General features: G+C 72.7%; 12 protein-coding genes. 3 read left to right on the forward strand and 9 right to left on the reverse strand.

What is annotated here, in order from left to right:
• Positions 1-465: a hypothetical protein gene (locus ACGF4C_RS10000; RefSeq protein ID WP_393564878.1), complete on the reverse strand. Its 465-nt coding sequence runs from the start codon at positions 463-465 to the stop codon at positions 1-3.
• A gap of 365 nt (positions 466-830) precedes the next feature.
• Here ACGF4C_RS10000 and ACGF4C_RS10005 point away from each other — a divergent pair, with 365 nt between their 5' ends.
• Positions 831-3,098, forward strand: coding sequence for an FUSC family protein (locus tag ACGF4C_RS10005; protein ID WP_393564880.1), 2,268 nt, complete (start codon positions 831-833; stop codon positions 3,096-3,098).
• Positions 3,099-3,119: 21 nt separating this feature from the next.
• Here the strand turns inward: ACGF4C_RS10005 and ACGF4C_RS10010 are convergent, their stop codons facing one another.
• Together ACGF4C_RS10010 and ACGF4C_RS10015 are read right to left on the reverse strand one after the other, a co-directional pair.
• On the reverse strand, positions 3,120-3,908 hold the full coding sequence (locus tag ACGF4C_RS10010) for an MBL fold metallo-hydrolase (RefSeq protein ID WP_393564881.1): 789 nt from the start codon (positions 3,906-3,908) through the stop codon (positions 3,120-3,122).
• A 111-nt stretch (positions 3,909-4,019) separates the two neighbouring features.
• Positions 4,020-4,943 carry a PhzF family phenazine biosynthesis protein gene (locus tag ACGF4C_RS10015; RefSeq protein ID WP_393564883.1) on the reverse strand — a complete coding sequence of 308 codons (924 nt, stop codon included), beginning with the start codon at positions 4,941-4,943 and terminating at the stop codon, positions 4,020-4,022.
• Between the two features lie 84 nt (positions 4,944-5,027).
• On the opposite strand from ACGF4C_RS10015, the gene ACGF4C_RS10020 reads away from it, so the two are divergent.
• Together ACGF4C_RS10020 and ACGF4C_RS10025 are read left to right on the forward strand one after the other, a co-directional pair.
• Positions 5,028-5,936, forward strand: a complete 909-nt coding sequence (locus tag ACGF4C_RS10020) for a LysR family transcriptional regulator (protein WP_393564885.1) — start codon at positions 5,028-5,030, stop codon at positions 5,934-5,936.
• A 342-nt stretch (positions 5,937-6,278) separates the two neighbouring features.
• Positions 6,279-6,941: a CAP domain-containing protein gene (locus ACGF4C_RS10025; protein ID WP_393564887.1), complete on the forward strand. Its 663-nt coding sequence runs from the start codon at positions 6,279-6,281 to the stop codon at positions 6,939-6,941.
• Positions 6,942-7,027: 86 nt separating this feature from the next.
• Here ACGF4C_RS10025 and ACGF4C_RS10030 read toward each other — a convergent pair whose 3' ends face one another.
• The 6 genes from ACGF4C_RS10030 to ACGF4C_RS10055 form a co-directional block, all read right to left on the reverse strand.
• Entirely contained in the window at positions 7,028-8,260 is a 1,233-nt protein-coding gene (locus ACGF4C_RS10030; protein WP_393564889.1) for a cytochrome P450, read from the reverse strand.
• Between the two features lie 46 nt (positions 8,261-8,306).
• Positions 8,307-9,677, reverse strand: coding sequence for an NAD(P)/FAD-dependent oxidoreductase (locus ACGF4C_RS10035; protein WP_030411827.1), 1,371 nt, complete (start codon positions 9,675-9,677; stop codon positions 8,307-8,309).
• Positions 9,667-9,876 (reverse strand): ferredoxin, encoded by a 210-nt coding sequence (locus ACGF4C_RS10040; RefSeq protein ID WP_393564891.1) that lies wholly within the window; start codon positions 9,874-9,876, stop codon positions 9,667-9,669. The genes ACGF4C_RS10035 and ACGF4C_RS10040 overlap by 11 nt, the downstream gene beginning before the upstream one ends.
• A gap of 273 nt (positions 9,877-10,149) precedes the next feature.
• Positions 10,150-11,034, reverse strand: a complete 885-nt coding sequence (locus tag ACGF4C_RS10045; protein ID WP_393565020.1) for an aminoglycoside phosphotransferase family protein — start codon at positions 11,032-11,034, stop codon at positions 10,150-10,152.
• A gap of 112 nt (positions 11,035-11,146) precedes the next feature.
• The gene (locus ACGF4C_RS10050; protein WP_393564893.1) at positions 11,147-12,418 is read right to left on the reverse strand and encodes an FAD-dependent oxidoreductase; all 1,272 of its coding nucleotides are present in this window, start codon (positions 12,416-12,418) and stop codon (positions 11,147-11,149) included.
• 169 nt (positions 12,419-12,587) lie between these two features.
• Entirely contained in the window at positions 12,588-13,163 is a 576-nt protein-coding gene (locus ACGF4C_RS10055) for a hypothetical protein (protein ID WP_393564895.1), read from the reverse strand.
• Positions 13,164-13,194 lie beyond the last annotated feature (31 nt).

A 13,194-nucleotide genomic window follows, 5' to 3' on the forward strand; every position in this document is an offset into this window, starting at 1 on the left:
TCACAGGATGATGTCGATCAGCCACTCGATGGCGACCTTCGTGGAGATCACGCCGCCCAGGGTCAGCGTCTTGCGGAGCCACTTGGGAAGCTTGTTCCACTGCTTGGTGAAGTAGCCCTTGCCCTTCTTGGCCCACTTGGTGAGCTTGATCTGCCAGCTCTTCGGCAGGCGCTTGAAGGCGGCCTTCAGGGCCTTCTTCTTCAGCTTGTCGATGATGCCGTGCGGCTTGACCTGGCTCGCGCCGGTCTGCGCGGCGGTGCTGGCGCCACCGGTCTTGGCCGCGGCGTCCGCGAGCTGCTGCGACAGGTTCGCCGGCAGGACGGTGCGGGCCTGGTCGACGGTGAGGGTCTGCACGGCGGCGGTGCGGGCCGGGGCCTCGGTGGCGGCGGACGCGGCCGGCGCGGCGACGCCGAGGGCCACGGCGGCGGTCAGGGCTGCTGCGGTTATTCGCATCTTGTTGCGCATGAAGACTCCTCAAATCAACTGTGCGGTACGGCCGTACCCGCAGGGGGTCCGGAAGCGGCCTTACCTGGACCGGAAGTTCCGATCGACTGGTGAAGAGTTTTCCGAGTGCGCGGTCTTCTGGGTATTGAATCTTTGGGCAGTTGAACGGGTGGGCAATGCCCTTCGGGACAATGTCTCGCCGCGGGAATTCACCCGGCCTCGGGCGGCGTTCGGCGCCGTACCGTAATAACCCGCCGGACAGGGCAATTCGCCCGTTTCTTCGTCTTCCGGATCGGGCGTGGCGACCGGCCGCGGCCCCGGAAAGCCGCCATGGGATGCTGAGTCATCCCTGCTCAGGACGAGAATCGGGAGTGTAGGGCGGCGTGATGTCAGCGATACGACGGGCTGTGACCGGTACCTGGGACCGCTTCGCGGCCTCCGATCCCGGGCTGCTGCGGTTGATGGCGGGGCTGCGGACCGTGGGGGCGATCCTGGTCACGCTCGTCGTCCTGGCGCTGCTCCACACCGGTGTCACCCTGATGGTCGCGGGTGCGATGACAGCGATGGTCGCGACCTTCGCGATCCGGGAGAAGGAGGTCCGCGGCCAGGCGATCACGCTGGCGCTGGGCCTGCCCGTCGCACTCGCCGCGATGACCCTCGGAGCGCTGCTGCACGCCGACGTCATCGCCGGCGACCTGGCCTTCCTGGCGCTGATCTTCGGTGCCGTGTACTCCCGCCGGTTCGGTGACCGCGGCACGGCGCTCGGACTGATCGGGTTCCAGGTCTACTTCGTGTCGCTGTTCGTGCGGGCCACCGTGCCGGCGCTGCCCCAGGTGGCGCTGACCCTGGCGGTCGCCTTCGTGTGCAGCGCGGTCGTACGGTTCACCGTCGTCCCGGAGACCCCGCAGCGCACCCTCGCCCGGTTGCGCGCCGCCTTCCGGGCGCGGCTGGCGCAGCTGGTGGCCACCCACCTCGCCCTCATGGACGCGGAGCCCGGGCAGCTGGACGACGTCCTCGACGATCTGCGCCGGGACACCGCGCGGCTGCACGAGGCGGCGCTGATGATCCAGGGCCGCCTGGAGGAGGGCACCCCGGACGAGACCACGGCCGGGCTGCTGCAGCGCCGGGTCGCGGACGCCGAGATCGCCGCCGAGCGGCTGGGGATGCTGCTGCTCAACGCCCGCAGTGCCGAGCGCGCGGACACCCTCACCCTGCACCTCCCGCACGCCGCGCTGCCCACCACCACGAGCGTGCTGGAGACCGGTGGCGATGTGCACACCAGGCTGCGCCGGGATCTGGAGGCGCTGAACCTGCTGGTGGCTCGGCGGGCGCCGGACGACCGCGGTACGGCGCTGGCGCACGTACGCAACCGGTTGCTCGGCTACCGCGACGAGGACAAGCTGCCGCCGGCCTCGCCGGCCGTCCAGGACGCCTTCCGCGGTATCGGTGAGGCAGCGCGCGCCGTGCTGGGTCTGCGGCTGGCGCTGGACGGGCCGCAGGACGAGTCCGACGACTCGCCGGCCACCACGCGGTCCCGGGAGGAGTTCGACGCCGAGGACCTCGCGATCGTGGCCGGTACGGGCGAGGCCGGCGACGAGCCCGAGGACGACCGCACCGGGCTGCAGCGGCCCACCACCCGGGCGGCCTTCCAGGTCGCGGTGGGCTCGGCGCTGGCCATCGTCGGCGGGGAGTTCCTGTCCAGCCAGCGCTGGTACTGGGCGGTGCTCACCTGCTGGGTGGTCTTCCTCAACACCTCGTCGACGGGCGAGATCCTGGTGAAGGGCTACCGCAGGCTGGTGGGCACGGTGTTCGGGGTGGTCGCCGGGGTCGCGCTGGCCGGCCTGGTCGGCAACCACACCTGGACCGCGTTCGCCCTGGTGCTGGTGTGCGTCTTCGGCATGTTCTTCACCGCGCCGCTGTCGTACGCGCTGATGTCGTTCTTCGTCACGGCGATGCTCGGTCTGCTCTACACCCTCCTCGACACCTACAGCCTGTCCGTGCTGGTGCTGCGCATCGAGGAGACCGCGCTGGGCGCGGCCTGCGGGATCATCGCCGCGATGCTGGTGCTTCCGGTGCACACCGACCGGCGGACGGACGAGCACCTGGACACGGTGCTGGTGCGGCTGCGGGAGGTGGTGGCGGCGGCGGTCGAGCAGCTGAGTGGCGGGCCCGCCGTCGACCTGCTGGGCCTGGCCCGTGATCTGGACACGGCGCTGGACGAACTGCGGGCCTCCACCCGGCCGTTGACGCATCCGATCACGCCGCTGCGGGTGCGGCGGCAGACCGCTCAGTATCTGGTGGCGCTGCTGGAGACCTGCGCCTATCACGCCAGGTCGCTGGCGGCGACGGCCGAACTCGTGCCGTACAGCAGGACGGTCGCGGCCGATCCGCGGCTCTCGCTCGCCGGGAAGCGCATCGCGCGGAACCTGGATCTGATCGCCGCGCGGGTGCGGGACGAGCCGGCCGAGGGCGAGGTGGAGGCCGGGGCCAGCATCGCCGCGATGCTGGAGGCGAGCGACTCCCCGGCGCTGCGGTCGGGGACCGTCACCTTCCGCGTGCTGCGGCATCTGCAGCGGCTGGACGAGAACGTGGTGGGCATCGCCCGTCCGCTGGACGTGCCGGTGGCCGGCCGGAACGCCGGCCCGCGGGCCTGACGCACCGGCCGGTCCGGGCCGTCACAGATCGATCTGCTCCCCCGGCTTCGGCAGCCGCAGCCGGTCCTCGATGCCGGCCTGCCGGAAGGCGTCGACCAGCGTGTCGCCGCCCTGGGTGAAGTGGCCCCAGTGCTCGAAGTGCAGGGGGACGACCCGGCGGGCGCCGAGGATGCCGGCGGCCTCGGCGGCCCGGTCGCTGGGGAGGGTGAGGTACGCGTCGCCGAGCAGCGGGGTCCGGGCCCCGCCGGCGAACAGCAGCGCCACGTCGAACGGCCCGAACCGCTCGGCGATCGACCGCACCACGTCGAGTGAGGCGTTGTCGCCGCTGACGTACACCGTCGGCAGGCCGGGGCCGGACAGTACGAAGCCGGTGACCTCGCCGACCAGGTGCTCGGTGCCGTCGGGGCCGTGCTGGGCGGGGACTCCGGTGACGGTGAGGGTGCCGCCGTCCGGGCGGGGCAGGGTGATCCGTTCGCCGTCGGCCAGCGCCCGGACCGGGCCGCCGAGCCGTTCGCGCGCGGCGGCGGTGGACAGGACCAGCGGTGCCTTCGCGGTGTACGCCCGGCCGGTGCGGTCGAGGTTGTCCGGGTGGTGGTCGTGGGAGAGCAGCACCGCGTCGACCGGGCCGATCTCCTCCGGGGTGAGCGCGGCGCCCGCCGTCTTGACCAACTTCCGCTCGCCTATGGGGTGGTCACCGGGCGGGTCGAAGGTGGGGTCGGTCAGCAGCCGCACCCCGGCGATCTCCAGGAGTGCCGTGGGACCGCCCACATACCGGACGGTGAGTCCACCGGACGACGGGGATGCGCTCATGACCGCCTTTCGCTTGCCGGGCCGCCGCGGGGCGACGGTGCGGCCGGCGGGAGGCCGTCCGCATGATCCGTAACGCCGGTGTGCCCGGGCGCATTCCGGTCCGCTTCGCGGCTAGTCCGTGAGTGGGACGGCCGCGCCGGTCACCCTGATCCGCGCGTCGTCGGGGTCGATGTCGACGTACAGGTCGCTGGGCCGGCCCATGTCCTCGCCCTGGCGGAGGTGGGCCCGCACCGGCTCGGTGACCAGGCCGAGGGTGCGCAAATAGCCGCCGAAGGCCGCGGCGGCGGCACCGGTCGCCGGGTCCTCGACGACGCCGCCGACCGGGAAGGGGTCCCGGGCGTGGAAGTCGAGCCGGTCCGGCGCCTGGCGCTGCACGAGGTGCACGGTGGTCCAGCCGTGCTCCCGCATGAGGTCGTGCAGGGCGTCGAAGTCGTAGTCGAGGGCGGCCAGCCGCTCCCGGCTGCGGACGGCCAGGACGAGGTGCTCGTTGCCGGCGAAGGCGATGTGCGGCGGGAGGTGCGGGTCCAGGTCGTCCCGGCTCCAGTCCAGCGCGCCGAGGACGGTGTCGACGAGGGCGTCGCCGGCCGGGCGGGAGTGCGCGGGCACGCTGGTGAGGGTGGCGCGCAGGGAGCCGTCCTGGACGGTGGTGGACACCCGGATCTCCCCCGCCGGGGTGTCGAAGACCAGCTCTCCGGTGCCGGTCCGGGAGGCGAGGGCGACCGCGGTGGCGATGGTGGCGTGGCCGCAGAAGGCGACCTCGGCGAGGGGGCTGAAGTAGCGCAGCCGGTAGCGGCGGGCAGCGGTGTCGTGTGCGGTGACGAAGGCGGTTTCGGAGTAGCCGACCTCGGCGGCGATGGCCAGCATCCGGGTGTCGTCGAGGGTTTCGGCGTCGAGCACCACGCCGGCCGGGTTGCCGCCCGCGGGGTCGGTGGTGAAGGCGGAGTAGCGCAGCACCTCGACGTCCGCGTCCGCGGGTGCGGCGGGGTGGGTGTGGGAGTCGAGGGAGTCGAGGTGGGAGGTCGTGTGGTTCGTCATGGGTAAACCGTGTCACCGCGACGGCCATCGCGTCCAACGATAAATCTTGCTGGACTCCATCGGGTCTCACGATAGCGTGGAGAGATGGAGACCCGGCTTCTGGAATCGTTCGTGGCGCTCGCGCGAGCGGGCAGCTTCACCGCCGCGGCCCGTGCCCTGCATCTTGCCCAGTCCACCGTCACCGTCCAGATCCGCACGCTGGAGAAGGAGTTGGGGACGCCGCTGTTCGACCGGCTGCCGTCGGGGACGGTCCCGACCGCCGCCGGGCTGCGGCTGCTGACGGAGGCCGAGGCGGTGCTCGACGCGGTGGCCAGGCTGCGGGCGACGGCCTCGTCCTGGCACGGGGACGCGGCGGGCGGGACCGTGGCGGGCCAGGTCACGATCGGGGCGGCGGACTCGCTGTGCGCCTCGCGGCTGCCGTCGGTGATCGCCGCCCTGCGGCGGGCCCATCCCGGGCTGGAGGTCCATCTGAACGCGGTCGGTACGGCGGCGGCGATGGACGGGCTGCGCGGTGGCCGGCTCGATCTGGCCCTGGTGCTGGAGCCGGAGGTGGCCGAGAGCGACCTCCTGGCCCACCGGATCGCCGCGCTGCCGTTGGCGTACGTCGCGGCGCCGGACCATCCGCTCGCCGGGCGGACCGCCGGCTGGGAGGAGCTGGCCCGGGAGAGCTTCTTCGTCCACGAGGAGGGCTGCTCGTACAGCGACCGGCTGGTCCGTGCCCTGCAGGGCGTGCCGGGAACTCGTCCCGGAATCACCCGTTTCGGCAGCATCGATGCCGCCCGCTCGTGCGTGGCGGCGGGCCTGGGGCTGACCCTGCTGCCGCAGGTGACGGTCGAGGGGCAGCTGGCGGACGGCCGACTGGCCGTCGTGCACGGGCCCGAGGCCCCGCCCGTGCCCGTGCAGCTCGTCCGGCACCGCAGGCGGTGGGTCTCGCCGGGCGCCCGGGCGGTCACCGAGGAACTGACCGCCGCCTTCGCCGACACCTCCCTGTGACATCTGCCATAACCTTCACCGGCCGCCACTAAGCCGGCTAGTAGGAAACCCTTCCGCCGACATAAGGGATTTGTCCACCTTGAGGCGGTGATTCCCCGCGGATGCGCGGACGGTATGCGACCCCTCGGCCTTTTGTCCCCACGAGATGAGCATGACGGCAATTCTGACGGGGCGACAGGCATTCCCGGGAATTGCCGGTACCGGGCAGCACACCTCACCGCCGACGACAAGGGCCGACGCGCGCTACTAAACGCATTAGTAGATACCCCCTCCTGCCTTTCCTTGCCTTATGTGGCGGGGCTTTCCAAAAATGACGACCCCCATCACCGAGTGAGGTCATCGATGACGAAGCACCGCCGGACGAGGCATTACCGGAAGATAGCCATCGGCGCCCTGGCCGTCAGCGCGCTCGCCGTGCCGACCGCCGCCATGGCATGCCTGAACGGACCGGCCGAAGGCCATTGGGACCACGCAGGCCATTGGGGCCACGGGAAATGGCACGGGCACGCCTCCCACCACCACTGGGGACACCGGTCGGGAAGCGCCGGATCGCACGCCACGCCGAGCGCGGGAACCACGGCGAAGCCCGCCGCGGCCCCGAGCGCGACACCGAGCAGCGCGCCGGCCTCGGGCGCGGCGGCCAGCATCCTCAAGCTGGTCAACAGCGAGCGCAGCAAGGCCGGTTGTTCCCCGCTGAAGCTCAATGCGAAGCTGACGAAGGCCGCGCAGGACCACAGCAAGGACATGGCCGCGCACCGCAACATGTCCCACACCGGTTCCGACGGATCGGACCCCGGCCAGCGGATCACCCGCGCCGGATACGACTGGAGCGCGTACGGCGAGAATGTCGCCTACGGATATTCCTCGCCGGCGAGCGTGATGAAGGGCTGGATGAACAGCCCCGGCCACAAGCGCAATATCCTCGACTGCTCCTTCAAGGAGCTCGGTGTCGGTCTCGCCCAGCCCGGCGACTACTGGACGCAGGACTTCGGCACGGCCGGATGAGGAAATTGCGGAACGGCCGGATGACGGCCGGCTGAATTCCCCCGCTCCCGCCCCGTCCCGTTCTTCCGCCGCGTTCCGCGCGGCCCTCAGCCACCTGCCCGGTCGTGGTCGATCAGCAGGTGCCGGGGGCCGCGCAGAATGGGGCTGCGGCGGTACGGGGGCGGATCCTCGACGAGCCGGGGGCCGGCGAGGTGCTGGACGAGGGCGGTGAGCGCGGCCTGGGTCTCCAGCCGGGCCAGCGGGGCGCCGAAGCAGCTGTGGACGCCGCCGCCGAAGCCGAGGTGCTGGTTGTCCTCGCGGCCCGGGTCGAACCGGTCCGGTTCGGGGAACCGCCGCGGGTCGCGGCTGCCGGACGCGAGCACGAGGATCAGCGGGGCGCCGCGCGGGACGGTGACGCCGTTGATCTCGATGTCGGCGAGCGGGGTGCGCTGCGGCAGCATCTGCACCGGGGGCTCGTAGCGCAGGAGTTCCTCGACCGCCCGGGGCATCAGCGCCGGTTCGTTGCGGAGGCGTTCCAGCGCCTCGGGGTGGCGCAGCAGGGTGAGCATGCCGTTGGTGATCAGGTTGACGGTCGTCTCATGGCCGGCGATCAGCAGCAGCACGGCGGTCGTCATGATTTCGATCTGGTTGAACCCGCCGCGGTCCGGCCCCGGGTCGGTGGCGAACGCGGAGAGCATGTCGTCGCCGGGGTTGCCGCGGCGCGATTCGGCGAGTTCGCCGAGGTAGAGGCCCATCGCCCGGCGGGCGTCGGCGACCGCGTGCTGCCGTTCGCCGGGGTCCGCGCCCGGGGAGGGGTCGAGCCCGGAGACGATCGTGTCCGACCAGCCGCGGAACTTCGGCTCGTCCTCGGTCGGTACGCCCAGGAGCCGGCAGATCACGGTGACGGGCAGCGGGTAGGCGAACTCGTCGACGAGGTCGATGCGGTCCTTGGTCCGGAGCTCGGTGAGCAGTTCCTGGACGATGCGGGTGATCTCGCCGTGCAGGGCGTCGATCCGGCCGGGGTTGTGGGGCGGCCCGAAGGAGCGCATGGCGAGGCTGCGCAGCCGGTGGTGCTCGGGGTCGTCCAGGCCGATGAAGGACGGCGGGATGCCCTGCTCCGCGTCGCCCGGATCGTCGGGTTCGGTGCGGTTGCGGCGGTCGGAACTGATCCGCGGATCGTGCAGCAGGGCGTTGATGTCGTGGTACGTCCCGACCAGGTAGCTGCCGTTCTGCTGCCGGGCCACACCGTGCTCGCGCAGTTCGGCGTAGAGCGGGTACGGGTCGGGCCGGCTGGCGTAGTCCGTGATCCGCTCGAAGAGCGTCTCGGGGTCCGCGGCCATGGGCGGGGCTCCTCACGCGGTGGGGGACGGTGGTCCGTCCGTGGTCTCAGCGGCCCGGTTGGACCAGGGTCAGGCGACGGTCGGGCAGGTGGCCGGTGAGGGCGACGGTCGGGCCGTGCGAGAGCACCTTGGGGTCCGGGACGTCGGAGGGGACCGGGGCCGGGGACTCGCCCTGGTCGGCGGCGCCCGGCGCGGGCGGGAAGGGGGCCGCGGTCTCGATCAGGCGCTGGTAGTACTCCAGCGATTTGGCCTGGTTGACGCTCACCGCCGCGGTGACCCGCCCCCGGTAGCCGTAGACGGCGACCAGCCGGAGCTCTTTGAGGGAGCCCTGGGCGATGACCACCTGGTCGGAGAAGGTGGGGACGCCGACGGATTTGATGTTCAGGCCGAACTGGCTGGACCAGAAGGCCGGCACGGTCAGGTGCGGGCGTCGGCGCGGCCCGGGGTTGACCATGTTGTGGGCGGCCACCTCTGCCTGGGCGACCGCGTTGCCCCAGTGCTCCAGGGACAGCAGCTGGTACTCGAAGAGCGGGTGCGGGAACCGCGCCACGTCACCGGCCGCGAAGACGTCGTCGGTGACGATCCCGTACATGTCGAACGCCCGGCAGCCCGCGTCGCAGGTGACCCCGCGCGGGCCGGCGGCGATGCCGGATTCGGCCACCCACTCGGTGTTGCGGACCGCGCCCAGGGCGACCACGGCGACGTCGGCGTCGATCCGCGTCCCGTCGGAGAACTGGGCGCCGATGAGCCGCCCGGCGCGGTCGCCCTCCAGGGCGGTGACCGTCACGCCGCAGCGCAGGTCGACGCCGTGCGCACGCTGCAGTTTGGCGGCGAGCGCGCCCAGTGTGCCGCCGAGCGCACCGACGAGCGGCGCCGGTCCGCGTTCGGCGACGGTCACCGCGAGGCCCCGCTCGATGCAGCCGGACGCGATCTCCGAGCCGGTGAAGCCGGCGCCGATGACCAGGACGCGGCGCGGCCCGGCGTCCAGCCGTGCGGCGAGCCCGGCCGCGTCCCCGCTCGTGCGGAGGGTGAACACGCCCTCCAGGGCGGCCTGTTCCGGGTTGGGCCAGGGCCGGGCCCGGGTTCCGGTGGCGATCAGCAGCCGGTCGTAGGGCTCCTCCGTGCCGTCGGCGAGCAGCACGCGCTTGCCCAGCGGGTCGAGCCCGGTGGCCCGTACGCCGAGCCGCCAGTGCGCGTCCACCGGGCGGCGCCGCGGCAGCCCGGTGTCGGCCGCGGAGACCCGTCCGAGCAGCACCTGCTTGGACAGTGGTGGCCGGTCGTACGGCGGCTGGGCCTCGTCGCCGATCAGGGTCAGCGAGCCGGCGAAGCCCTCGTCGCGCAGCGTCTCGGCGGCCCGCAGACCGGCGAGCGAGGCACCGACGATGACGATCCGGCCGTCGCGCGGGTCACCGTTCACCGGTACCGGCCTCCGCTCCCACGAGGATGGCCTGCACCGGGCACGCGGCGGCGGCGCGCAGCACGCGTTCCTGCTGCCCGTCCGGGACGACCGGGCGGTACAGCAGGGCCTCCTCGCCGTGCATGGTGAACACCTCGGGGGCGAGGAAGGCGCACTGTGCATAGCCCTGACAGCGATTGAGGTCCACGACGACGTTCATCGGTCCGCTGCCACTCCTCTCACCCTCAGGGCCCGGCACGCCCGCGTGGTACGCGTGGTGTGCGGCGCATGCGTGCGGTGAGCGGCATGCGCACTGGGCGTCGGCTCGTCGTCCCTGTCTACCGCGGGACGGGGCGCGGGGCAGGTGGGGAGGGGCCGTTGGAGGGGCGGGCGGCCCCGCTACCGCGCGCGGCCGCCGGACGCCGGCCCGCCGTCGCGGGCGAGGGCTGAGGGACCTCGGCCGCCGCCGGGGCCGCCGCCTCTCCCGGGAATCTCAGCCCTCGGTCAGCACCGCCCGGATCACATGGCGGGCGTTGTGCGCCATCGTCGGGTTCGTCCGCCGGTAGTACGGCAGCGCGATCAGTGCCTGGGAGAGTGTCCGGGCCCGGCCGCGGGCCCAGGTCGCGTCGTCCACGTCCAGCGCCGCACGGAAGACCTTCCGGGCGTCGGCCGGCAGCAGGTTCCACGCCGGGAACAGGTCGCAGGCCGGATCGCCCACGCCCATGCAGCCGAAGTCGATCACCGAGGTCAGCCGGCCGCCGGCCACCAGCAGATTGCCCGGCATAAGATCGGCGTGCAGCCAGACCGGCGGCCCGTCCCAGCCGGGGGCGCGCAGCGCGTCCGCCCACACGGCGGCCACCGCATCGCAGTCCACGGCCTCTTCCGGGATGCCGCGCAGCTCCTCGATGGCCGCCCGGGTCGCCGCGTCGAGGGAGGCGAGCGGCCCGCCGCGGTGGGCCGCCGGTGCCCCGTCGAGGGTGAGGCTCCGCATCGCCGTCACGAACCGGGCCAGGTCCTCGGCCAGCAGCACGGGCTCGCCCAGCGCGCCCGCCTCGGGGTTCTCCCCCGCCAGCCACCGGTACACCGACCACGGCCAGGGATACCCCTCGGCGGGCTGCCCGGCCGCGAGCACCTCGGGGACGACCGTGGGGAGCCGCGGCGCGAGACGGGGCAGCCACTCCTGCTCCATGGTGATGTCCGGCGCCCCTCCCGGCACCAGCGGCAGCCGGACGACCAGGTCGTCGCCCAGCCGGTACATGGCGTTCACCGTGCCGCCGGACGGAAACCGCTGCACCGCCAGCCCCGACCAGTGCGGGAACTGCCCGGCGATCAGCCGCCGTACGAGGTCGTCGTCGAGGGGGTGCAGGCCGGGATGCATCGGCCCTGTGCTGCTCATGGGGCGTCATCCGACCGCCGGACGGTGGCGGGCGTCAAACGCTTTTCGGGGCCGGCGCACCGGCCGGCGCGGCGAACCGGGTCGGCGCACCGGGTCAGCGCACCGAGGCGGCCGGTGGGCGTTCGCGCAGGGCGCCGTAGGCGAGGAAGTACGCCGGCACCCGGTTCAACCACCGGGAACGGGTGAGCAGTTCGGCCATCCGCTCGGCGCGCCGCGGGTGGCCGAACGGCGGCCGGCCGGTCAGCACCGGCTCGATGACCCGGGCGTGCGCCACCCGTTGCAGCCCCTGGGTGAGCACCGTCGTCGGCCACCGGCGGCGCTGGACACCGCGCACGTCCCGCAGGCCCACCGCGCCGGCGCGCAGCGGTTCGACGAGGTACCGGGCGGCGGCCACCGCGTCCTCGACGGCGAGGTTGATGCCGATGCCGAAGACCGGCGACATCGCGTGCGCGGCGTCCCCGATGCACAGCAGACCGGGCCGGTGCCAGCGCCGCAGCCGGTCGAGGCGTACGTCGAGGAGCTTGACCTCGTCCCAGGACCGCACGGCGTGCGCCCGGTCGGCGAGCCAGGGAACGGCGGCGGTGAACTGGGCCATGAACGTGTCGAGGCCGGCGGCGCGGCGCTCGGCGTCGGTCCCCTTGGGGATCAGTCCGGCGCACTGCCAGTAGTCGCCGCGGTCGATCATGGCGGTGAGGAAGCGGTCGCCGACGCCGCCCACGAGCCCGTGCGGATCGCCGTCCCGCCGCGGCAGCCGGAACCACCAGGCGTCCATCGGGCAGGCGAACTCCTCACGGCCCAGTTCGGGCAGTGTCCGGGCCAGCGAGCCGCGGCCGTCGCAGGCCACGGTGAGGGTGGCGCGCAGTTCCCCGGTCCGCCCGTCGGACGTCCGGTACCGCACGCCGCTCACCCTCCCCCGAGCTCTCGACTTCGCTCGAGCAGGGGGTACCCCCATGCGATCCATGAGGAACGACGTCGCCTCGGTGTTCATCCGGACGGAGAACGACGGCTCCTGCCGGGCCTCGTCCGCCAGGAGGTCGAGGAGGTCCCACTGCGGCACCATCGCGATGTAGTTGAACGGGGCCGGCAGCGCCCCGATGTCCCCGACGGTGACCAGCGAACGGCCCGGCCCGAGCGGCAGTTGAACGCTCGTCACCCGCCGTTGCGGCAGGGCCGCGAACCGCTTGCCCAGGCCGAGGTCGTCCAGCAGAGCCAGCGTCGAGGGGTGCACGGTGTCGCCGCGGAAGTCGCGCAGGAAGTCGCCGTGCTTCTCCAGGACGGTGACCTCCACGCCGGCCCGGGCCAGCAGCAGGCCGAGGACCATTCCGGCGGGGCCGCCGCCGATCACACAGCATGTGGTCCGTTCCATCGCCACCGCTCCTTCCGCGGGATTCCCGGCCCGCCACATCCGCACCGGCATGCGCACGGGCATCGGCACAGGCATATATGCCCGTACGCCCCGGTAGCCAGACCCGGGGCCGGGCGGCCCCGGGTCTGCTGCGGCGGAGGTGGCTCACCGTCTCACCGGCGGAGGCGGCTCACCAGGTGTGGGCGACGTCCACGATCAGCTGGTTGCCGGACTGCTGCACCCGGAACGGCAGCTTGGCCCGCACGCCGAGGCCGATCTGCGTCTGTCCCTCGAAGCTCGCCCCGAAGCGGGTGTCCTTGAAGGTCCGGTATCCGCTGATGTTCACGCCCGGCAGCGGCTTGCCGGCCGTCCCGGCGTAGGTCTGCTTGCCGGTCGCCGGGTCGTAGCTCGGGGCGGAGACGTAGACCTGCAGGATGGCACCGCCCTGGACCGGTATCTGCTCGCCGGAGCCGTCCTGGTGGAAGGCGTCGACATAGCCGACGTGGTAGCCGATCTTGCCGGTGGCGCCGCCGAGGTCGAAGACCATGCGGTCGTAGCAGGTGTGCCGGCTGGTGGTGATGTTCTTCAGCGGCTGGGCGTTCGCCCCGGTCGACGTCTTGTCGAGGCTCCCCCAGTTCGTCGTGCAGGCGGTGACCGTGCCGTGCGTGCCCACCGGGCCGGTCGCGGCGCCGGCCATTCCGGCCGTCCCGAGCACCCCGGCGCCCGTCAGGACGACCACCGTGGCCGCTGTCGCCAACCGTCGCATTTCTGCCCCCAAAGGAAGGTGATGGATGAAG

It is taken from the genome of Streptomyces sp. NPDC048197 (assembly GCF_043202395.1).
In the GTDB taxonomy this organism is placed as follows: Bacteria; Actinomycetota; Actinomycetes; order Streptomycetales; family Streptomycetaceae; genus Streptomyces; species Streptomyces siderophoricus.

Coding starts and splice junctions, on each gene's coding strand:
- ACGF4C_RS10055 (WP_393564895.1), bottom strand. CDS start 13,163: ATGCGACGGTTGGCGACAGCGGCCACGGTGGTCGTCCTGACGGGCGCC.
- ACGF4C_RS10010 (WP_393564881.1), bottom strand. CDS start 3,908: ATGAGCGCATCCCCGTCGTCCGGTGGACTCACCGTCCGGTATGTGGGC.
- ACGF4C_RS10045 (WP_393565020.1), bottom strand. CDS start 11,034: ATGCATCCCGGCCTGCACCCCCTCGACGACGACCTCGTACGGCGGCTG.
- ACGF4C_RS10040 (WP_393564891.1), bottom strand. CDS start 9,876: ATGAACGTCGTCGTGGACCTCAATCGCTGTCAGGGCTATGCACAGTGC.
- ACGF4C_RS10050 (WP_393564893.1), bottom strand. CDS start 12,418: ATGGAACGGACCACATGCTGTGTGATCGGCGGCGGCCCCGCCGGAATG.
- ACGF4C_RS10000 (WP_393564878.1), bottom strand. CDS start 465: ATGCGCAACAAGATGCGAATAACCGCAGCAGCCCTGACCGCCGCCGTG.
- ACGF4C_RS10020 (WP_393564885.1), top strand. CDS start 5,028: ATGGAGACCCGGCTTCTGGAATCGTTCGTGGCGCTCGCGCGAGCGGGC.
- ACGF4C_RS10005 (WP_393564880.1), top strand. CDS start 831: ATGTCAGCGATACGACGGGCTGTGACCGGTACCTGGGACCGCTTCGCG.
- ACGF4C_RS10025 (WP_393564887.1), top strand. CDS start 6,279: ATGACGAAGCACCGCCGGACGAGGCATTACCGGAAGATAGCCATCGGC.
- ACGF4C_RS10030 (WP_393564889.1), bottom strand. CDS start 8,260: ATGGCCGCGGACCCCGAGACGCTCTTCGAGCGGATCACGGACTACGCC.
- ACGF4C_RS10015 (WP_393564883.1), bottom strand. CDS start 4,943: ATGACGAACCACACGACCTCCCACCTCGACTCCCTCGACTCCCACACC.